This is a genomic window from Streptomyces sp. NPDC008137 (genome assembly GCF_042957035.1).
In the GTDB taxonomy this organism is placed as follows: domain Bacteria; phylum Actinomycetota; class Actinomycetes; order Streptomycetales; family Streptomycetaceae; genus Streptomyces.
The window spans coordinates 236679-256345 of record NZ_JBIBHN010000007.1; the positions used below are offsets into that span (position 1 = coordinate 236679).

Annotated in this window: 18 protein-coding genes; 4 read left to right on the forward strand and 14 right to left on the reverse strand. The window is 71.6% G+C overall.

Annotated elements, in window-relative coordinates; translation table 11 throughout:
* Window positions 1-182: 182 nt before the first annotated feature.
* On the reverse strand, window positions 183-1550 hold the full coding sequence (locus ACFZBT_RS14600) for an aspartate aminotransferase family protein (protein ID WP_391102960.1): 1368 nt from the start codon (window positions 1548-1550) through the stop codon (window positions 183-185).
* A 13-nt stretch (window positions 1551-1563) separates the two neighbouring features.
* Window positions 1564-2103 (reverse strand): Lrp/AsnC ligand binding domain-containing protein, encoded by a 540-nt coding sequence (locus ACFZBT_RS14605; RefSeq protein WP_391102763.1) that lies wholly within the window; start codon window positions 2101-2103, stop codon window positions 1564-1566.
* A 164-nt stretch (window positions 2104-2267) separates the two neighbouring features.
* Between ACFZBT_RS14605 and ACFZBT_RS14610 the strand changes: the two genes are divergently transcribed.
* Complete coding sequence (locus tag ACFZBT_RS14610; RefSeq protein WP_391102766.1) at window positions 2268-3707, forward strand: aminobutyraldehyde dehydrogenase; 1440 nt, start codon at window positions 2268-2270, stop codon at window positions 3705-3707.
* A 58-nt stretch (window positions 3708-3765) separates the two neighbouring features.
* On the opposite strand, the gene ACFZBT_RS14615 is transcribed toward ACFZBT_RS14610, so the two are convergent.
* From ACFZBT_RS14615 to ACFZBT_RS14650, 8 genes are read right to left on the reverse strand one after another with little or no spacing between them, the layout of a single operon-like run.
* Window positions 3766-5460 (reverse strand): NADase-type glycan-binding domain-containing protein, encoded by a 1695-nt coding sequence (locus ACFZBT_RS14615; RefSeq protein WP_391102768.1) that lies wholly within the window; start codon window positions 5458-5460, stop codon window positions 3766-3768.
* Window positions 5457-6023, reverse strand: coding sequence for a phage tail protein (locus ACFZBT_RS14620; RefSeq protein WP_391102771.1), 567 nt, complete (start codon window positions 6021-6023; stop codon window positions 5457-5459). Before ACFZBT_RS14620 ends, ACFZBT_RS14615 begins: the two co-directional genes overlap by 4 nt.
* Before the next feature lie 25 nt (window positions 6024-6048).
* Window positions 6049-8010: a putative baseplate assembly protein gene (locus tag ACFZBT_RS14625; RefSeq protein ID WP_391102773.1), complete on the reverse strand. Its 1962-nt coding sequence runs from the start codon at window positions 8008-8010 to the stop codon at window positions 6049-6051.
* The gene (locus ACFZBT_RS14630) at window positions 8010-8432 is read right to left on the reverse strand and encodes a GPW/gp25 family protein (RefSeq protein WP_184598462.1); all 423 of its coding nucleotides are present in this window, start codon (window positions 8430-8432) and stop codon (window positions 8010-8012) included. The genes ACFZBT_RS14625 and ACFZBT_RS14630 overlap by 1 nt, the downstream gene beginning before the upstream one ends.
* Window positions 8433-8487: 55 nt before the next feature.
* On the reverse strand, window positions 8488-10389 hold the full coding sequence (locus ACFZBT_RS14635) for a VgrG-related protein (RefSeq protein WP_391102777.1): 1902 nt from the start codon (window positions 10387-10389) through the stop codon (window positions 8488-8490).
* Window positions 10389-11114 (reverse strand): LysM peptidoglycan-binding domain-containing protein, encoded by a 726-nt coding sequence (locus ACFZBT_RS14640; protein WP_391102779.1) that lies wholly within the window; start codon window positions 11112-11114, stop codon window positions 10389-10391. The genes ACFZBT_RS14635 and ACFZBT_RS14640 overlap by 1 nt, the downstream gene beginning before the upstream one ends.
* Window positions 11115-11131: 17 nt before the next feature.
* On the reverse strand, window positions 11132-11554 hold the full coding sequence (locus ACFZBT_RS14645; RefSeq protein ID WP_215118260.1) for a phage tail protein: 423 nt from the start codon (window positions 11552-11554) through the stop codon (window positions 11132-11134).
* A gap of 16 nt (window positions 11555-11570) precedes the next feature.
* Window positions 11571-12944: a hypothetical protein gene (locus ACFZBT_RS14650; protein ID WP_391102782.1), complete on the reverse strand. Its 1374-nt coding sequence runs from the start codon at window positions 12942-12944 to the stop codon at window positions 11571-11573.
* Between the two features lie 925 nt (window positions 12945-13869).
* On the opposite strand from ACFZBT_RS14650, the gene ACFZBT_RS14655 reads away from it, so the two are divergent.
* Window positions 13870-14094 (forward strand): hypothetical protein, encoded by a 225-nt coding sequence (locus tag ACFZBT_RS14655; protein WP_391102784.1) that lies wholly within the window; start codon window positions 13870-13872, stop codon window positions 14092-14094.
* A gap of 821 nt (window positions 14095-14915) precedes the next feature.
* On the opposite strand, the gene ACFZBT_RS14660 is transcribed toward ACFZBT_RS14655, so the two are convergent.
* Genes ACFZBT_RS14660 through ACFZBT_RS14675 form a run of 4 tightly spaced genes read right to left on the reverse strand, consistent with a single transcriptional unit; the run spans window position 14916 to window position 17647 of the window.
* Window positions 14916-15074, reverse strand: a complete 159-nt coding sequence (locus ACFZBT_RS14660; RefSeq protein WP_382496829.1) for a DUF6760 family protein — start codon at window positions 15072-15074, stop codon at window positions 14916-14918.
* Entirely contained in the window at window positions 15071-15553 is a 483-nt protein-coding gene (locus ACFZBT_RS14665) for a hypothetical protein (RefSeq protein WP_391102787.1), read from the reverse strand. Before ACFZBT_RS14665 ends, ACFZBT_RS14660 begins: the two co-directional genes overlap by 4 nt.
* Entirely contained in the window at window positions 15553-15996 is a 444-nt protein-coding gene (locus ACFZBT_RS14670) for a phage tail protein (protein ID WP_189728071.1), read from the reverse strand. Before ACFZBT_RS14670 ends, ACFZBT_RS14665 begins: the two co-directional genes overlap by 1 nt.
* A gap of 55 nt (window positions 15997-16051) precedes the next feature.
* A complete protein-coding gene (locus ACFZBT_RS14675) occupies window positions 16052-17647 on the reverse strand; it encodes a phage tail sheath subtilisin-like domain-containing protein (RefSeq protein ID WP_391102789.1) in 1596 nt (531 codons plus the stop codon).
* 315 nt (window positions 17648-17962) lie between these two features.
* On the opposite strand from ACFZBT_RS14675, the gene ACFZBT_RS14680 reads away from it, so the two are divergent.
* Together ACFZBT_RS14680 and ACFZBT_RS14685 are read left to right on the forward strand one after the other, a co-directional pair.
* Window positions 17963-18145, forward strand: a complete 183-nt coding sequence (locus tag ACFZBT_RS14680) for a hypothetical protein (RefSeq protein ID WP_391102792.1) — start codon at window positions 17963-17965, stop codon at window positions 18143-18145.
* Between the two features lie 117 nt (window positions 18146-18262).
* Window positions 18263-19666 carry an RICIN domain-containing protein gene (locus ACFZBT_RS14685; protein ID WP_391102794.1) on the forward strand — a complete coding sequence of 468 codons (1404 nt, stop codon included), beginning with the start codon at window positions 18263-18265 and terminating at the stop codon, window positions 19664-19666.
* Window position 19667: the final 1 nt, after the last annotated feature.

The following is a 19667-nucleotide window of genomic DNA, read 5'->3' on the forward strand; positions in this document are numbered from 1 at the left end:
GTAGTTCCCGTGCCATCCCCCGTGCGGGGGAACGAAGGCGGGGCCGATCAGTCACTGCGCACGCTAGGCAGCGGGAGGCGGGACGCCGGACAGCACGCGGCCCCGGGCCGCCGTTTCTCACTCGAACGGGCGACACCGGGGCTGGTGTTGATCATCCGGTCAGACCATCGGACCGGCGACGCTCAGAGCTTCGTCCACGCCTCCGAGAGGGTGGCCCGGAGGATCTGCTCGATCTCGTCGAACGTCGACTGGTCGGAGATCAGCGGCGGGGCGAGCTGGACGACCGGGTCGCCGCGGTCGTCGGCGCGGCAGTACAGGCCGTTGTCGTACAGCGCCTTGGAGAGGAAGCCGTACAGGACGCGCTCCGTCTCCTCGTCGTCGAAGGACTCCTTGGTGTTCTTGTCCTTGACCAGCTCGATGCCGTAGAAGAAGCCGTTGCCGCGGACGTCGCCGACGATCGGCAGGTCGTGCAGCTTCTCCAGGGTGGAGCGGAACGCGCCCTCGTTGTCGAGGACGTGCTGGGTGAGGTTCTCGCGCTCGAACAGGTCGAGGTTGGCGAGGCCCACGGCCGCGGAGACCGGGTGGCCGCCGAAGGTGTAGCCGTGCAGGAAGGTGTTGTCGCCCTTGTAGAACGGCTCGGCCAGGCGGTCCGAGATGATGCAGGCGCCGATCGGGGAGTAGCCCGAGGTCATGCCCTTGGCGCAGGTGATCATGTCCGGGACGTAGTCGAACTTGTCGCAGGCGAAGATCGTTCCGAGCCGGCCGAAGGCGCAGATGACCTCGTCGGACACGAGCAGTACGTCGTACCGGTCGCAGATCTCGCGCACGCGCTGGAAGTAGCCGGGCGGGGGCGGGAAGCAGCCGCCCGCGTTCTGCACCGGCTCCAGGAAGACCGCGGCGACCGTGTCCGGGCCCTCGAAGAGGATCTGCTGCTCGATCTGGTCGGCGGCCCAGCGGCCGAAGGCCTCCGGGTCGTCGCCGAAGAGCGGGGCGCGGTAGATGTTGGTGTTCGGGACCTTGTGCGCGCCCGGCACCAGCGGCTCGAACGGGGCCTTCAGGCCCGGCAGGCCGGTGATGGACAGGGCGCCCTGGGGGGTGCCGTGGTAGGCGACCGCGCGGGAGATGACCTTGTGCTTGGTGGGCTTGCCGACCAGCTTGAAGTACTGCTTGGCGAGCTTCCAGGCGGTCTCGACCGCCTCGCCGCCGCCGGTGGTGAAGAAGACCTTGTTCAGGTCGCCCGGGGCGTGGTGCGCGAGCCGCTCGGCCAGCTCGACGGCCTTGGGGTGGGCGTAGGACCACACCGGGAAGAACGCCAGCTCCTGCGCCTGCTTGAAGGCCGTCTCGGCGAGCTCGACACGGCCGTGCCCGGCCTGCACCACGAACAGTCCGGCGAGACCGTCCAGGTAGCGCTTGCCCTGGTCGTCGTAGATGTAGGTGCCCTCGCCACGGACGATGGTGGGTACGGGGGCCTTCTCGTACGACGACATGCGCGTGAAGTGCATCCACAGGTGGTCGTACGCGGACTGGGAGAGGTCCTTGCTCACGGCTATCGGGTCCTCACGGTTATCGGGTTCCCCACATGTAGGTCTGCTTCTTGAGCTTCAGGTAAACGAAGCTCTCGGTGGAGCGCACTCCGGGCACCGCCCGTATGCGTTTGTTGATGACCTCGAGCAGGTGGTCGTCGTCCTCGCAGACGATCTCCACCATCAGGTCGAAGGAGCCCGCGGTCATCACCACGTACTCGCACTCGGACATGGCCGACAGCGCGTCCGCGACCGACTCCACGTCGCCCTCGACGTTGACGCCGACCATCGCCTGTCTGCGGAAGCCCACGGTGAGCGGGTCCGTGACGGCGACGATCTGCATCACGCCCTGGTCGAGCAGCTTCTGGACGCGCTGGCGCACGGCCGCCTCGGACAGGCCGACGGCCTTGCCGATGGCGGCGTACGGCCGGCGGCCGTCCTCCTGGAGCTGTTCGATGATGGCGAGGGAGACGGCGTCCAGCTGGGGCGAGCTGCCGTTCCTGGACTCGCGGGAGGACTCGCGGAGTTCCCGCGAGCCCTTCTGGTCTGCGCTTCGACTGGCCACGAGGTCACTGTGCACGAGGTCTCGACACTTCCGCAAGCCTGGATCGATGAAATTCGTTGTTTGAGTCCCCTACTCCTGCGAATTCCGCACGATCGAAGGGAGCGGGGGTGTTGAAAACGTGGGTCGGCCGACTAGGGTGGGTGTCTCAAGTACTGGACATCCGAACTGGAGGGCCGGCAGTGAGCACCGAGCTGCGTCGTCTGCGCAACTACATCGGCGGTGAGTTCAAGGACGCCGCCGACGGACGGACCACCGAGGTGGTCAATCCCGCGACGGGCGAGGCGTACGCGACCGCTCCGCTGTCCGGGCAGGCGGACGTGGACGCCGCGATGGCGGCGGCCGCCGAGGCCTTTCCCGGCTGGCGCGACACCACGCCCGCCGAGCGCCAGAAGGCCCTGCTGAAGATCGCGGACGCCTTCGAGGAGCGCGCCGAGGAGCTGATCGCGGCCGAGGTGGAGAACACGGGCAAGCCCATCGGGCTGACCCGCTCCGAGGAGATCCCGCCGATGGTCGACCAGATCCGCTTCTTCGCGGGCGCGGCACGGATGCTGGAGGGCCGCTCGGCCGGCGAGTACATGGAGGGCCTGACCTCCATCGTCCGCCGTGAGCCGGTCGGCGTCTGCGCGCAGGTCGCGCCGTGGAACTATCCGATGATGATGGCCGTGTGGAAGTTCGCCCCGGCGCTCGCGGCGGGCAACACCGTCGTCCTGAAGCCGTCGGACACCACTCCGGCCTCGACGGTCCTCATGGCCGAGATCATCGGCTCGATCGTCCCCAAGGGCGTCTTCAACGTCATCTGCGGCGACCGCGACACCGGCCGCATGATGGTCGAGCACGACACCCCGGCGATGGCCTCCATCACCGGCTCCGTCCGCGCCGGCATCCAGGTCGCCGAGTCCGCCTCCAAGGACGTCAAGCGCGTCCACCTGGAGCTGGGCGGCAAGGCTCCCGTCGTGGTCTTCGAGGACACCGACATCGCCAAGGCCGTCGAGGACATCTCGGTCGCGGGCTACTTCAACGCCGGCCAGGACTGCACCGCCGCCACGCGCGTGCTCGTCCACGAGTCCATCCACGACGAGTTCGTCTCCGCGCTGGCCAAGGCCGCGTCCGAGACGAAGACCGGGCAGCCGGACGACGAGGACGTGCTGTTCGGCCCGCTCAACAACCCCAACCAGCTCAAGCAGGTCGAGGGCTTCATCGACCGGCTGCCCGCGCACGCGCGCGTGGAGGCCGGCGGCAAGCGGGTCGGCGACAAGGGCTACTTCTACGCGCCGACCGTCGTCTCCGGCCTGAAGCAGGACGACGAGATCATCCAGAACGAGGTCTTCGGCCCGGTCATCACCGTCCAGTCCTTCTCCGACGAGGAGCAGGCCGTGACGTGGGCCAACGGCGTCGAGTACGCGCTGGCCTCCTCCGTGTGGACCAAGGACCACGGCCGCGCGATGCGCATGTCCAAGAAGCTGGACTTCGGCTGTGTGTGGATCAACACCCACATCCCGCTGGTCGCCGAGATGCCGCACGGCGGCTTCAAGAAGTCCGGCTACGGCAAGGACCTCTCGTCGTACGGCTTCGACGACTACACGCGGATCAAGCACGTGATGACGTCGCTGGACGCGTAGTCACCGGTCAGGCGCGGCGGCCCCGGACGGTCGGTTTCCGTCCGGGGCCGCCGCGTGCTCAGGAGTTGTTCGCGCTCGACGGGCCGAAGAACTCGATCTCCGCGATGGCGACCTGCTTCTTCGCCGAGATGCCGTGGGCGGACTCGATGGTGAAGCGGACGGCGGTGACCTCGCCCACCCGGAAGGCACGCCGCTGGGGGCCCGCGCCCTGGTCGAGGGTGATCTGACGAGTCGTCTTCTTGCCGTCGGCCCCGGTGATCGTGGCCTCCACGCGGTGCGGGAGCGCCGACTCGCGGAGCTTGTCGGGGCGGATGGAGACGCCCGGCGTGATGATCAGGTCCAGGAGCCGGGTCGGCCGGTCGAAACGGGCCTCCACCCACTGGCCCTTGCCCGACTCGGAGACGCCCGGGCCCCACCAGGTGTCGTTGAGCTTGTCGAAGGCCAGGTCCGGCTTGTGGCCCGGGAAGTAGCGGGACGCGGCGTAGCGGTCCGGGGACACCTCGGCGCGCTTGGTGAAGTGGTCTCGGGTGGCCTGGATGCCCTGCGGGATGTTGATCACCAGAACGATCAGCAGGGACAGCACGATCGCGAGGCCCAGCCAGAACAGGACCCGGTCGAAGGCACGGCGCAGCCGGGGGCGGTCGCCCGCCCACGGGGCCTCCTGGCTGCCGAACGGGCCGAGCCGTCGCCACCAGGGGAGCCGGATCGGGCCGGCCGGTCCGTCGCCGGCCATGGGCATCGCGCACCGGGCGCAGAAGTGCCGCTCGGGCCGGTTGCGGGTGGCACACCAGGGGCAGGGGGCGCCGCCGTCCATGCCGTGCTCCTGACCGGGGGCGCGTACGGCCCCCGGGCGCTGCGGCTCGGGGCGGCCGGGCAGGACCGGGGTGACGGAGGGGTGCGGGTCGGGCCGGGGTTCGGGGTCGCCGACCGGGATGAGGAGGCTGCGGGCGCGGTCGGTCATGCCGTGCGTGTCGGGGCCGGAGTCGGAGCCGGAGTCGGCGTCGGCGGGGTGGTGCGGGGGCTGGGTGGCCGGGGGGACGGGCTCGGTGGGGGCGGTCTCGTCCGGGAAGCGGTCGGCCGGGGAGGGAGCGCCGGGGCCGTTGGTCTCGGGGTGAGGGGTGGTTCCGGGACCGGTGGTCGTGTCCGGGTGAGCGGTGGCGTCGGGGCGGGCGTGAGGGCCGGGGCTCGGCACGGTGGCGCCGGGGGTGCCGGGTGTACCGGGGTGGTCGCCGCGCCGGGAGGAGACCGCGCCTTCGTCGGAGGCAGGGTCGGATGCGCGGGGGGTCGTGGCGGCGGTGCGGGTGGCGCCCTGGTGCGTCGCCGTGCCGGTGCCGAGCCGGTCGCGGGGTGTGCGGGCCAGGCCCGCCCCGCCGTCCGGCCGGGCGAAGGCGTCCCAGCCGGGCTCGGGCGAGCGCGAGGAGGCACCGCCCGGCTCACCGTCGGGCCTCGCGTGGGCGGTGGGCGCCGAAGCCCTGGAACCTCCGGCGGGTCCGGTGGTTCCGGAGCCCCCGGCGGGCTCGGACGCCCTGGCCGGCCCGGTGGACCCGGGCTCGCCGGCAGTCTCCGAGGCCCGGGAGGGGCCGGAACGCTCAGCGGCCCGGCCCGGAGCGGGCGGCCCGGACGCCCCGGCCCGGGGGCCGGTGCTGCCCGCCGGGCGGTCCGTCCAGCTCAGTACCGCCCCGCAGGCGTCGCAGAAAGACTGGCCCGGTTCCGCGCGGGTGCCGCAGTCGGCGCAGTTCTGGGGGGTTGTCATGTCTCCCGGGTCCTTTCGGCGGGGGCACTGGCGGTCACCTGGACCGTGTACGGCATATGAGCGGGACGGGCGGCGGACACGAGGGTCTCCAGGCGGTAGCGGTCCGCGGGGGTCGGGGCGGGAAGTCGGAGGTGGACGTGCAGACGGGGGCGGGGCGTGCCGGGGAACGGGCCGAGCGGCCGGGCGCTCCACGCGGCGCCACCGCTCTCGGTGATCTCTGGCTCCACGCCGAACGCGAGCCGGACCGCCTCGGACAGCCCGCGCCGGGTGCCGCGGATGCGGTGCAGATACGCGGCGGCGGCCACGGCCGCCCGCAGCCGTGCCTCGGGCTCGTCGCCGGCGGTCTCCGCGCCGACCCAGCTCCCCAGCCACTGGGTGAAGTCGAGCGGGGTGAGGGACGGGCGGAAGTAGGTGTCGAGACAGTCCAGCACGCTCAGGATCGGGGCGATCACGTCGTCGAGCCCGCCGACGAACCGCTGGGCCAGGTCGTCGTCGGCGAACACCGCCGGCAGCATCGTGCCGATCGGCGAGGAGGATCCGAGGCCGTCGATCGAGCCCCTCATACGCCGCCCCCCATCAGATCACCCTTCACGAACCGTCTCCGATCACCCGGACGCGGTGGTCGAACGAGAACACCAGCGACGGCGCGGACAGATCGATCCGGTTCGTGGGCTCGCCGCGTTTGCCGGTGAGCGGGTCCGCGGGGTGCAGGACCACCTCGTCGACCAGCTCCACCCCCGGTACGCGTTGCAGCACCGCGAACACCTCCCCGGCCTGCACGGGCCGCCCGAACGGCCAGCCGGTGCCGTCCGCGCCGCCGGTCAGCGGATCGAGGTGCCGGTAGAGGGCGTCGTGCGCCTCCCGGCGCACCCGGTCGGTGTCGACACCCCGGAAGGCATGCACCGTGGCCACCACGGTGACGCCCTGGTAGTACGGCGGGCCCACCGCCAACCGGGTCCCGATCAGGCGCCGTTCGTCCAGATGCCGGGTGATGCGGTCCAGCAGCGCGTCACCGGGCACGAGTTGCTCGAAGCGCAGCCGGCCGCCGGGGTCCGGCACGGCCTGCGGCACGACCAGCACCCGTACCGCGTAGGACCCGTGCTCGCCCTCCTCGCCCTCCAGGCAGGTGATGCGAGCCGTCTCCGGGGCGGCGCGGCGGGCCAGTTCCTCGTAGTCGCGCAGCGTCACGGCACGCTCCTGGGCGCGCAGGGTGATCGGGGCCCGGACCTTCGCCTCCTCCACCGTCTCCCCGTCCACACCGCCGCGCGCCGCCTCGCGGTTGACGACCTCGGAGACGTACGGGATGGAGGTGCGCAGGACCTGAACGGCACCGCGCGCCACGTTGCCCGCGCGCCCGCCGCCCGTGCGGTAGCGGCGGGCCCGGACGGGTGCTCCCTTGGGGGCGACCATCCCGTACTGCCGCAGGGACCCGTCGGGTTCGCGCACGGCCGGGCCGAAGGCGATCTCGCCGGTCGTGGCGTCGAGGGTGACGTGCCGGTCGTACGGCCCGGAGCCCGCGAAGCTCGGGACGACCCCCCAGTCCGTCCAGCCGTCGTGCTCGGCGGTCTGCAGCAGCACCGGCGGGTCGTCGCCGACCACGGGCGCGTGCGCCAGCCGCAGCCGCTGCCCCGGCAGCCCGGTGGACTCGCCGAGCGCCTCGTCGTGCACCGTCTCGGCGTGCACGGCGGCGGTCGTGCCGCCGATCGTGAAGGCCTCGGCGGCCCGCACGGTGGGCGAGGTGGTGTAGAAGGGCTGGTTAGGCCGTGGGTCGGTCACCCGGCAGCGCAGCCAGCCGGCCTCCTGGCCGGCGTTGCGGGACAGCACATGCCCGCCGGGGATGTGCAGGACGACCTCGCCGGGCCGGTTCAGGCCGCCCGTGCCGTCCCGGTCGACCTCACAGGGCTGCCAGCCGTCCGCGGTCCACGCCTCCCACACCAGCGGCGGCTGGCGCGGGTCCACGCCGACGCCGTCCACCCGGCTGTCCAGGTCCAGGGCGACCGCGCAGTGCGGGACCGCGGCGGTCAGGCCGAACAGCACGGCGTCACCGGGCTCGGGCGACTCGGCGAAGCACAGCAGGTCCTTGTCCTCCTCGGCGAGGTCGGATGTCCGGTCGGCCATCGGCTCACCCCGGTGCTGCACCAGCAGATGACGCAACGCGCAGGGCACCACCGACAGTTCGCGCTCGGTGGCGAAGACGACGGCCTCCTCGCTCTCGGTGCGCAGCGTGGCGACCTCCGTGCCCACCGGCACCCACACCGCCTCCTCCTGCGGAGCCGACAGCCAGAACGTCACCTCGGTGCGGGCCGCGGACGGCGGGAACAGGGTGATCCCGACGAGGTCCAGGAACGCCAGGTGGTTCTTCTCCGGCACCCGGTTGAGCCGGTAGACGATCTGGTCGGCCATGTGCGCGACCGTCTCGACGAGGGTGACGCCGGGGTCGGAGACGTTGTGGTCCGTCCACTCCGGGGCGCGCTGCTGGATGTAGCGCTTGGCGTCGTCGACGAACTGCTGGAAGCGGCGGTCGTCGAGGTTGGGGGAGGGCAATGCCATCAGCGGTCGCTTTCGGGGGCGTCGGGCTCGTCGTGGGACGGAATGACGTAGAAGGGGAAGACCAGGCTGCGCGGGTTGTTGGTGCCGCGGATCGAGTACCGGACGTCGATGTAGAGGACGCTCTGGTCGGTGCCGGCGGTGACCTCGACGTCGTCGACCTCGATGCGCGGCTCCCAGCGGTCCAGGCTGGCGTACACCTCGTGCTGGATACGGCCCGCGGTCTGCTCGTTGACGGGCGCGAACACCAGGTCGTGGATCGCGCAGCCGAAGTCCGGCCGCATCGGCCGCTCGCCGGGAGCGGTCGACAGGACCAGCCGGATCGCCTCCTCGATCTCCCGCTCCCCGCTGACCAGCGCGATCCCGCCGGTCGGCCCGATGCGCAGCGGGAACGACCAGCCGGAGCCGACGAACTGCTCGGCCATCAGTGGGCCACCTGCCTCATCCTCATCCTGACGATCTTGAAGAGCGCGACGGTCGTCACGGCAGCGGATAGGGCTTGCTGTTGACCAGCACCGCGCCCTGCAGCGCGATGGTGATCGCCCGGATGCCGACATTCGCAATGGTGTTGACCTGGACCGTGCCGCCCGCGGTGAACGTCGCGGCGCCGAGCGCCTTGAGATTGAGTGCGCCCATCGCGTCCACGGTGACCGCACCGCCGAGCGACTTGAGATTGACCAGCCCGCGGCCCTGGATGTTGACCAACCCGCCGCTCTTGATGTTCACGGACCGCCTCGCGCTCAGCGTGAGATCGGTGCCGGCCTCGACCGACACCGACCGGCTGCCCTTGATCGTCACCGACCCCTTGCTGTCCACGACGATCTCGGTCTTGGTCCGGTCCAGGTTGATGACCAGTTGCTTGTCGCCGGAGGCCAGCCGGACGCCCTGCTTGCGCAGGCCGGTCTTCTGGCTGAGCAGGTCCATCCGGTTGCCGTCCCGGTCCGAGACGGTGTGCCGGCTCGCCTTCTTGCGCACGGTGTCGTGCAGCGGTACGTCGTTCACGGGCGTCGGCTTGTCCTTGCCGTTGTAGAGCCCGCCGATGACGAAGGGGTGGTCGAGGGCTCCCCGGTCGAACGCGACGAGCACCTCGTCGTTGACGTCCATGGGGAAGATGCCGCCGCCGCCGAGGCCGCCCCACTGCACGGTCCGCGTCCAGTCGCTGACATAGCTGTCGTCCAGCCAGGGGAACCGCAACCGGACCCGCCCCTGCTTGAGCGGGTCGTTCACGTCGGTGACCAGGGCGTTGGCCACGCTCGGCAGCCGCGGCGCGCTCTCGGTGCCGCCGGAGGCGAGCCCGTACAGCGACCGCCACTGCCGTCCGCTGACCGTCACCCAGGCCTCGTAGTGCCTGCCGTCGCCGAAGACATGCCGTACGGACGTGGCCGTGTACTTGCCCTCGAAGGGCTGCCCGACGTCCGAGAGCGTGACCGGAACCCCCGGGCGCAGCTTGGGATTTCCGCGCGCGACGACCTCCAGCTCGGCGAACGAGGAGGTGAGGTCGTCGGCGAGGGCGTCGGCGGCGAACTTCACCTCGTTCTGCCGGTCGTACGGCGTGCTCGTCTCGACCAGCTTGGCCGGCTTGAACTTGCCGGCCGCCGCGCCGGGTGTCGTGCCGATGCCGATGCCCGGGTTGTCGGTGGCGGGTGCGGTCGCCGTCAGCTTCTTCTTCGTCGTGACGTCCCAGCCCCGCGACTCGACCTTGCCGACCTGGTCGGCGGCGGTGACCGCGGACCGCAGCCGCAGGATGTCGTGCCCGGCCTGCAGCACGAACGGGCTCTTGTCGCCGTCGGTCTGCGGCGAGGGCGCCCCGGACGACGGCTTCGGCTTCACGAACTGGAACTTGCCGTCCGCGTCGAGGGACATCACCATCTCGTTCTCGTCGGCGAGCCGGGCGAGGAAGTCCCAGTCGGTGACGTTCGACTGGCTGATGAACTCGTACACCGTCTTCGTCGACTGCACCCGCCCCACCGGCACCCCGCCCTGAGCGGCGAGCTTGCGTGCGATGTCGGACGCGCTCTGGTTGCGGTAGGCGGCCACCCGGCGGCGCCGCAGCAGCCGGTGCCCGAGGTCGTAGCCGCGGATCACGGTGAAGGTGCCCGTGCCGTCGTAGTCGGCCTCCAGACCGGTGACCTCGCCGGTCAGCAGCGGGTCGGCGGCGCCCTGGCCGTCGGACACCGGCGTGATGACCACCGGCGTGCCGAAGGTGACCTTCAGATCGCGCAGGAGGATCCGGTACGGGTCCCGGAACGTCAGCCGGAACGCGGCGGGTACCCCGGCGCCCTGGTCGACGTGGCTGTCGACCAGCGCCCGGGCGAAGTCGGGCGGCAGCTTGGCGCCCCCGAGCTTCACCTCGACGACGTTGGAGAACGCGGACTGCACCATTAGGGACGTACCTCCTCGGCGGCGGGCAGCACCAGTTCCGCACCGGCGGGCAGCCGGGACGGGTCGTCGATGCCGTTGGCCTCGGCGATCGAGCGCCAGGCGGCGGCGTTGCCGTACTCCCGCCAGGCCAGCGACTGCAGCGAGTCGCCCGCCACGACCCGGTGCACGCGCTGCGCGGTGAGCGCGCCCGACGTCGGGTTCTGCCTCTTGGTCTTGCTGGGGATCTCGTGCAGCTGAAGCCGGCAGGTGGCCCGGATGGGCACCCCGGTCGTGCCGAAGAGGGAGTACGTCGCCTCCACCGAGCTCACATACGCCGTGAACCGGGCCGTGGAGAACGACCCCCACTGGAACACCACCCAGGGCGGCGACGGCTGCTTCGCGGCGATGCTGGCGTTCGTCACCTCGCAACAGGCGAGCAGCGACTCCACCTTCTTCAGCACGGTGTTGCCGGTCGGCTTGGCGGAGGAGTCGAGGAAGATCTCCACGCTCATCTCCCGCGCCTCGGCGCCCATGAACTCCGGCAGGGAGCCGTCCCGTTCGATCTGCGCGGGCGTCGACTTCCACTGGGCTCGGCGGGTCAGGGAGAGCTGCGCGGGGTTGAAGTCGAAGCCGAAGGTCTTGATGATCCCGCCGGGCGTGGTGCTCTTGCCGACGGGCGGTTCGTGGATCGCGAGCGTCGCCCTGACGAGGCTCTTCCCGGCGCCCTTGCTGCTTGCTCGTGCCATGCTTTCGTCCCGCCCCTTCAGTCCGTGAACCCGTGGTGGGTGATCTCCAGGACCTCGGTCGCCACGGCCGGGTTGGCGGGGTCCAGGCTGGGACCGCTCCAGCTCACCGGCAGTACGTCGATCAGCCCCCAGCGGGCCACCTCCGAACCGTCCGCGCGCAGTGCCGCGATCTGGGCGGTGGGCCGCTTGATCCCTGTCTGCACGGACGAGATCCACTTGGCGACCTTGGTGGTGTCCGGGGTGAGGGGGCGGGTCAGCCGGATGGTGGAGAAGGTGACACGGGTGGGCAGCTGCCAGACGAACCCGTTGTTGCCGCCCTCCTGGCGCTGCTCGACCTCCACCTGGGACGACAGCCCCTCGCATCCGTTGAAGTAGCCGAGGCTCTCACCGTCGATGCTGAGGGTGAACCAGATGGTGGAGCCCGGGTCCTGGCGGGACATCGAGGGCCTTTCTGTGTCAGTGGCGGGGGTCGCGGAGTCTGCCGATCCGCTCGCGGTCCATGCGGAGTTCCGCGCGGATCAGCCGGGTGATGCGGCCGATGAGGCGGTGGACCAGTTCGTCGAGCTGGAAGTCGGTGAGCTCACGGGGGTCGAAGCCGCCGTTCGGGATCTCTGTGTAGGGGGGTGGGGCGGATTCGGAGTACGGGGGTGGGGGGTTCTGGGGTGGTGACGGAGGTGTGTACGGAGGTGTGTACGGGGGCGGTGCGGTGGTCTGAGTGTTGGCCTGGGTGGTGCCGGGGGTGAGGGTGTGGGCGATGGTGGCGGCCGCGGCGGATGCGAGGGCGCCGGTGGTGTTCTTCGGGGCGTTCTTGGTGGTCGTCTTCGGCTTCTTCCAGAAGCGCTGGACTACGGGGAGGGGGGCGGTGGCGGATGGAGCGGCGGGGGCGTTGGCGGCCGGGGGCGCCGGGGTTGTGCTTGCCGGGGCGCCGAGTGGGGAGCGGCGGGGCGTGGTGGGGGTGGCAGGGAGGGGTGGGGCCGGCTGAGGGGTGATCGGGGCGCCGATGCCGAGGCGGGGGGTGTGGTGAGTGGTGACGGGGGGCTGTGTGGGGCCGGGTGCTGTGGTGGGAGGTAGTGCCGCTCGCAGAACGGTGGGTGGTGAGGGTGGGGTGACGGTTGCCTTGGTGGTGGGTGGTGCGGGTGTGGGTGCGGCTGCTGGTGCAGGTGGTGTGGTTTGGGTGGTGTGGGGCGGCTGTGGTTCGGGCCTCGTGGGGGATGGGGTGACGCCGGTGAGTGTGGCGGCAGGCCTGTCGGCGGGCGGCCGGGGCGGTGTGGTGGGGGAGTTGGCCGGGCTGTTGTGGGCCGGGGCTGGGGCTGGTGCGGTCTGTTGGCGTTGGACCGTTGGGGCCAGGCTGGTGCTGGTGCTGGTGCTGGTGCTGGTGCTGGTGCTGGTGCTGGTGCTGGTGCTGGTGCGGGCAGGTGCGGGGCGGGGTGGCGCGGGGGTGCCTGGCGTCGGTGTGGTGGCGGTGCGGTGGGGAGTGGTGCCGCCGGAGGGTGTCGTTGTGGTGGCGCTGCCTGGCTGTGTGCGTGGGGGTACGGCGGGGGTGCCCGGCGGTGGTGTGGGGGTGGTGGGTGTTGCGGCACCGTTGCCGGGCTGGGGGCGAGGCGGTCGGGCTGGGACGGGATCGGCTGTCGGCGGTGTGGGACCGCTGGTGGGTGTGGCGGGGGCGGGGGTGGTCTCGCCGGTGGGTGTGGTGGTGCTGTCGCCGGGCTGGGGGCGTGGGGCGGGGGTGCCTGTCGGGTGGCTGTCGCGGCCGGGAGCCGGTGTGGAGTTGCCGGTGGGGGACGTCGTGGCGGCGTTGCCGGTGGGTGACGGCGTGGCGGCGTTGCCCATGGGCGGGCGTTGTGGTGTGCGGGTGGGGGCGGTCGGGGGGTGAGACGGACCGGTGCCCCTGGGGGCGGTCGGGGGCTGCGGCCGGGTGGAGGCGGCCGGGCTTCGCTGGACGGACGGAGTCGGTGCGGCTGCGGCTGCGACCGTGTTGCGCGGGGACTTGCTCGGCATCGACGGAGTGCCGGTGGGTCCTTGCGCCCCGGCCGGTCTTGACGGCGGGGTCACCGCACCCGGCCGGGGCTGTGTGAGTGCTGCATCCGCAGCAGGGCTGGTCGTCGTACGGCCCGCGACGGCTGGGATCGACGGGAGATGGTCGCTTTGTGCGGCGGTGTCCGGGGCTGCGGCGGCAGGTGCTTCAACTTCCGGCTTGCTGATGCTCGTTGAAGGCCTCTCGGAGCTCGCGGTCCGCCGCGTCGCCGGGAGTGTCCGGCGCTGTACCGGTGCCGCTCCTGCCTGCGTCCTCGTCAGGGAGTGGGTCCGGGACGGCCGGCTGCTCGCCGGTACGGGCTTCACTTCGATGCCGGGAACCGGGAGCGGTGCGGCGAACTCCTCCCGGACGGCCGGCGGTATCGGGGACACCACGGCCACGGCCGGAGCAGCCGGAGCAGCCGGAGCAGACGGAGTGACGGGAGCTGTCGTACGGGCGGTCGCGGTACGTGCGGCTTCCGGAGCCGGCAGCGACCCGCCGCGCGAAGGTGTGGAGTTGCTCGTACCCAGCCGCTGCACCACCGGCGCGTGCGCCCGGGCAGCTTTCGCGACCCTGCCGGCTTCCACACCTGCGGCACGCCCCGGCGTCATGCCGGCTTCCGCCGCACCGCCGGCCCGCTCCGAGCCCTCAAGGTCCTCGGACGCACCGGCGCCCTTCGACGCCCCAGCATTCTGCGAGGCCCCGGGAGTTCCTGAGGCCGGGGGAATCCTTGATCCTCCGGTGCCCTTCGAAGCCCGGGGAATCTCCGAGGTCTCGGCGTTCTTCGACGCGGTGGAAGTCCATGAGGCCTGGACAGTCTTCGAGACCGCGACGCCCCTCGTGGCCCCGGGAACCTCCGAGGCCCCGGCGTTCTTCGAGGCCCTGGCTGTCCCTGAGGTTCCGGGAACCTTCGAGTCCCCGGCACTCTTCGGAGCCCTGGGAAGTCCTGCCATTCCGGGAGCCTGAGCCCCTCGGGCACCCCTCGGAGCCCCAGGAGTTCCCGAGCCCCCGGAAGCCATCGAACCGCCAGCACCCTCCGAACCGCCGGCACTCTCCGAAGCCCCGGCACCCTCCGAGCCCCCGAGCACCTCCGAGCCTCCCGAAACTCCGGCGACGCCCCCGGCCCTGGCGGTACCGGCACCGGTACGGCCACCGGAACCGGCGATACCACGGGCGCCGGAACGGGGACCGGGACCGTCGATGCCACGAGCACCAGCACCAGCCACGCCACTGGCACCGCCACCGGTACTTCCAACCGGCCCGGCCACGCCACCGTCACCGGCACCCGCACCAGCAAGGGCGGCCCCGCCGACCCCAACCGCCCTCCCCGGAATCTCCCGCAAGGGCACAGCCGGTGCCCGCTGCGCCACCGGCTCCGGGCCGGTCAACGGCAGCGTTCCCGTGGGGCGTTCGAGGCCGAACACCGGTCGGCCCGCTGTCGGGTGGGAGCGGTCGCCGAGCAGGGTGTGCGACTGGCCGTCGAGGACCGCGGGCGACACCGTGCCCGCGAACGACGGGTTCTGCCAGGTCGGCAGGCGTCCACCGAACCCCCTGTCCGCGACCCCGGCCTCCCGCCCCGGGGCCAGGGCCCGCTGGATCGACGGCAGCCTCGACCAGGCGGCGCTCACCACAGGCCCGGCACCCGCAGGCCCGGCTCCCGCAGGCCCGGCTCCCGCAGGCCCGGCACCCGCACCCGTATTCGCGGAACCACCCTCCACCGGCGCCGCCTCCGCGGCAGCGCCGCCGTCGTCCCGCCGTCCCCGCAACCGGTCCAGGAACCCCATGCCTCAGTCCTCCGCCCCGGCCCGCGTGACCAGGGACGCGATCTCGGCCGTGTAGCGGCGGCGGTCGCGGTGTTCCAGGTCCAGGATCTCGTCCATGCTCCAGTGGAAGTGGTAGGCGACGTACGCGATCTCCTCGTGCAGCCGGTCGGTCGCGTACGTCACGATTCCCCCAGGCGGCTCCCGCCGAGTTCCACCTCGAAGGGCTCCGCGCAGTGCGGGCACTCCACGGCCGCGCGGGTGTGGCCCTCCGCGTTGATCTGGCGGTAGAAGTCCTGGAGGAAGGCGAGGTCCGAGGCGAACATGTTCTCCACGGTCCCGTCGTGCACGTTCGGCAGCGTGCCGAGCCGGGTGATGACCCGGCCCAGCAGCACCACCGACAGGAACGCCGGGTTCTCCTGCACCCGTACGTCCCGCAGCGGCACCAGTTCGTCCCGGGCCGTCGACAGGCGCATCACACCGTCGCGGTGGACGGTGCCCGTCTCGTCGACGTACCCGCGCGGCAGCTGGAAGGGGAACTCGGTGCGCAGTTCGTGCTGTTGCCGCACAGGGGCCGGGCCGGGTACCGCCTCCGCCCCCGCATCCGTGGCGGGGGCCGGCGCCGCCACCTCGGCGCCACCGGCCCTGGCAGCCGTACGCCGCATTACTCGATGTCCAGTTCTTCGAACACGATGGTCACGGTCTCGGTGAGCGCCGACGCCTCGCCCGCCTTCACGGTGCTCGTGTCGATCTTGCTGCACCACGCGTTGCGCATGTTGTAGCGCTTCACCGGGTTGCTCTGGTAGTCCATCATGATGATGGACGCGTTCTTGCGGGCCGTGCTCATCTGGCCGGTGATCGACTGGTTGATCCACTCGGTGAACGCGGCCGACTGGGTCATACCGCGGACGACCGTGCAGGTCCCGTTCTTCTTCACGCCCGGCAGGTTCACGACCTTGTTCTGGCCGTTCTGGGTGTTCTGCTGGTACGTGATGACGTCCTGCTCCATGGACAGGCCGCTGACCTCGGCGAGGTACTCGACCATGACGCCGTCGATCTGCAGCCCGAAATTGTGTGAGGTGAGGGAGTCACCCGGCGAAAGGCTCATGTGCTGTTCGCAGTCCTTCTAGGGGGTCTTGGTGGATGGCGGGTGTGCGGCCGGGCTACTCCTCCAGCTCACCGCCGCCGCTGGAGAACTGGGCCAGCCTGAAGATCACGAACTCGGCGGGCTTGACCGGGGCGATGCCGATCTCGCAGACCACGCGGCCGACGTCGACCGACTCCGGCGGGTTCGTCTCGTCGTCGCACTTGACGTAGTACGCCTCCTCGGGGCGCTGGCCGAACAGGGCGCCGTCGCGCCACTCGTTGACCAGGAACGCCGAGATGTTGCGCCGGATCCGGGCCCACAGGTTGTGGTCGTTCGGCTCGAACACCACCCACTGGGTGCCGATCAGGATCGACTCCTCCAGGTAGTTGAAGTACCGGCGGATGTTGAGGTAGCGCCAGGCCGGGTCGGAGGAGAGGGTGCGGGCGCCCCAGACGCGGATGCCGCGGCCGGGGAAGGCGCGGATGCAGTTGACGCCGATCGGGTTGAGCAGGTCCTGCTCGCCTCGGGTGATTTGCAGTTCGAGGTCGACGGCGCCGCGTACGACCTCGTTGGCGGGGGCCTTGTGCACGCCGCGCTCGGAGTCGTTGCGGGCCCAGATGCCGGCGACGTGGCCGCTCGGCGGCACCAGCCGGGAGTGACCGGTGGCCGGGTCGAAGGTCTTGATCCAGGGGTAGTACAGGGCGGCGTACTTGGAGTCGTAGCCGGCGGTCTCCTGGCGCCAGACCCGGATCTGGCGGGCGTTCATGCCCGGCGGCGGGTCGATCACGGCGACCCGGTCGCCCATCAGCTCGCAGTGCGCGATCAGCCCGAGCTGGACCGCCTTGACGGCCTCCAGGCCGATCGCGCCGCGCTGGTAGGCGGCCATCAGGTCGGGGACGGCGACCATGGACACCTCGTCGACGGCCTCCAGGCCGCCGAAGCCGGTGCGGTCGGCGGAGTCGCCGAGGTACTGGGCCGGACCCGGGTGCGCGGCGTCCGGGTGGTTGTCGGGAGCGGCGGCGGGCGCGGGCGCCGGGGCCGCGAGGGCCACCGTCTGGTTGTCCGGGCGGGCCAGCTGCGCGGCCGGCGCGGCCTCGGTGACCGTGATGAGCTTGGAGCGCTCCTTGACCTGCGTGACGACGTAGTTGCGGCCGCCCTTCTTGGCGGTCACGTCGAACGTCTCGACCGGCTTGTCGCCGTCCTTGACGATCAGCTTGAACCGCTCGGCGGGACCCTCGCCCTCGGGGTCCGCGACCTCGACGCTCAGATCGCCCTGCGCCACCGCGGTGACGGCGAAGGCGCCGAGCTGCCTCGGCTCGCCCGCGGGCAGCGCGGCGGGGGCGTTGCCGGCACGGCCGGTGACGGCGGCGGGGCCCTGGCCGGACTCGGCGGGAGGAGCGCCCTCCGCGGAGCCTCCCACGCGGACGACGTAGGCGGCGGAACCGCCGTTGTTGAAGAAGCCGTAGACGGAGTGCGCGAGGTAGTACCCGTCGGTGAACTCACCGAAGGCCGCCACGTACTGCGTCCAGTTGGTCACCAGTGTCGGCTCGTTCAGCGGTCCGGTCGGCGCGAGTCCGACGAAGGCCGCCACCGACGTGCCCACCCCCTCGATCGGGCGCGAGCCGCTGGCCACCTCCTCGACGTAGACGCCGGGCGACAGGTAGGACGGCATGCTCTGCTCTCCTCGGGGTACGAGACACGAACAGCCCTCACCCTCGCGCGCGCCGGACCGGCGCGGGAACGGCCCCCGGTGCCGAAGCGCGGGCAATCCCTTTGCCCGCAAGGGCAGTCACCGAGGTGCCCCGGCCCTCGTCACGCGGGCCCTGCCCGTATCTCTGCCCTCGTGGCCTTCCCGTTTCACCTCCACGGCGGGTGAGACTGACGGGTCAGCCGTCCGGTGACGAGTCGAGTGCCGAAGGGAACGCCGTGCACGCACACGGAACAGGGGGCAGGCGGGCCGCCCGACCGCGGCGCGAAGGCGCCCGGTGTGCCGGCGCACCCGATGCCGGCGCTCCAGCGCATGGCCGGGAACGCGGCCGTGGCCCAGGCCGTGGCGGAGGAGCGGCGCGAGCACGACGCGCACCGCGGGCACACCCCCTCCGTGCAGCGCCGCGCCCTGGTGCACGCCGCGCCCTCAGGAACGCCGACTTCTACGCCCAGTTCGTCCTGACGGCGACCGGCGCTCCGACACCCCGGACCTGACGGCCCGCGCCGTGGCCCGTTCGGCCCTCTCATCCTGCCCTTCAGCCTCCTGACGGGCCGTGGACAGCCCGGCTAGCGTCGCGACGTGAGCCTGTGGACATCCCTGGAACCCGCCTCCGCGACCGTCGACCCGGGCAGCAGCACGCGCGTGCGCCTGCGCCTGCGCAACACCGGTGACGTCGTCGACGAGTACCGCTTCGAACCGGTCGGCCCCGTCGCCCCCTGGACGACCGTGGAGCCGGCGTCCCTGCGCCTCTACCCCGGCACGACCGGCACGGTGGAGCTGACGTTCGCGCCGCCGCGTACGCCGGACGCCACGGCGGGCCCGAACCCGTACGCGGTGCGGATCACGCCGACCGAGCACCCCGAGGCGACGACCGTCCCCGAGGGGAACCTGACCATCACGCCGTTCACCGAGGTGCGGGCGGAGCTGGTGCCGCCCACGGTCAAGGGGCGGTTCCGGGGGCGGCCCCGGCTCGCCGTCGACAACGTGGGCAACACCAAGCTGACCGCGTCCCTGAGCGGCAGCGACAACGGCGACGAGCTGTCGTACGACATCCACCCGGCCAACGTGCAGATCGAGCCGGGCCGGGCGGCGTTCGTCAAGACCACGCTGAAGCCCAAGAACATCATCTGGTTCGGGTCGAAGGAGCAGCGGCCTTACACCCTCGCCGTGCAGCGGTCCGGCGCCACGGCGATGCCCGTGGAGGGGACGTTCGTGCAGCGCGGGTTCCTGCCGGGCTGGCTGGCGACCCTCTTCGGGATCCTGTTCGCCCTCGCGTTCACCTTCCTCATGCTGTGGCTCGCCTACAAGCCTCCGGTCACCACCAAGGCCGACGCGTCGCCCGTCGGCGCCGGGGCCACCCTCGAACCGTCCCCGACCCCCACCCCGGCCCTGACCTCGGCGCCGCCCCCGTCGCCGACGCCCGAGGAGCAGGAGTCCCAGGCCGGTGCGGGGGAGGGCGGCGGGGGTGCCGCACCGCCGCCGCCCGCCAAGAAGAAGCCGAAGCCCGCTGTGCCTGCGATGAACGTCCTGCTGTACAACCCCACCACCAAGAAGTGCGCGGCCGCCCCCGAGAACAAGGCCGACGCACCGGTCAAGCAGTTCACCTGCGACGAGACCGGGCAGGACAACCAGCGGTGGAACCTCGAGGTGAAGTACAAGAACAAGGGGCCGGGCGGGCACGCGCTCTTCCAGATCCGCAACGTCAAGGACCAGCTCTGCGTGGACCTGCCGTACTACGGGGCGGCCCCCGTGCCGTCCGGGATCACCGAGTACCCCTGCGACGGCACGATGAAGGACAACCAGCTGTGGTGGATCGACAAGCAGGAGAGCGGGGCCTACTGGATCCGCAACTACGCCAGCAACAGCAAGTGCCTGGACGTGTCCGGCTACAGCAGCGGCGGTGACGGCAGCAAGCTCACCCTGTTCCACTGCTCCAACACGGACGACCAGGAGTGGAAGATCGTCCAGCCCTCGGACGGCTGAC

Coding starts and splice junctions, on each gene's coding strand:
- ACFZBT_RS14615 (WP_391102768.1), bottom strand. CDS start 5,460: ATGACAACCCCCCAGAACTGCGCCGACTGCGGCACCCGCGCGGAACCG.
- ACFZBT_RS14620 (WP_391102771.1), bottom strand. CDS start 6,023: ATGAGGGGCTCGATCGACGGCCTCGGATCCTCCTCGCCGATCGGCACG.
- ACFZBT_RS14625 (WP_391102773.1), bottom strand. CDS start 8,010: ATGGCATTGCCCTCCCCCAACCTCGACGACCGCCGCTTCCAGCAGTTC.
- ACFZBT_RS14630 (WP_184598462.1), bottom strand. CDS start 8,432: ATGGCCGAGCAGTTCGTCGGCTCCGGCTGGTCGTTCCCGCTGCGCATC.
- ACFZBT_RS14635 (WP_391102777.1), bottom strand. CDS start 10,389: ATGGTGCAGTCCGCGTTCTCCAACGTCGTCGAGGTGAAGCTCGGGGGC.
- ACFZBT_RS14640 (WP_391102779.1), bottom strand. CDS start 11,114: ATGGCACGAGCAAGCAGCAAGGGCGCCGGGAAGAGCCTCGTCAGGGCG.
- ACFZBT_RS14645 (WP_215118260.1), bottom strand. CDS start 11,554: ATGTCCCGCCAGGACCCGGGCTCCACCATCTGGTTCACCCTCAGCATC.
- ACFZBT_RS14650 (WP_391102782.1), bottom strand. CDS start 12,944: ATGGGCAACGCCGCCACGCCGTCACCCACCGGCAACGCCGCCACGACG.
- ACFZBT_RS14665 (WP_391102787.1), bottom strand. CDS start 15,553: ATGCGGCGTACGGCTGCCAGGGCCGGTGGCGCCGAGGTGGCGGCGCCG.
- ACFZBT_RS14670 (WP_189728071.1), bottom strand. CDS start 15,996: ATGAGCCTTTCGCCGGGTGACTCCCTCACCTCACACAATTTCGGGCTG.
- ACFZBT_RS14675 (WP_391102789.1), bottom strand. CDS start 17,647: ATGCCGTCCTACCTGTCGCCCGGCGTCTACGTCGAGGAGGTGGCCAGC.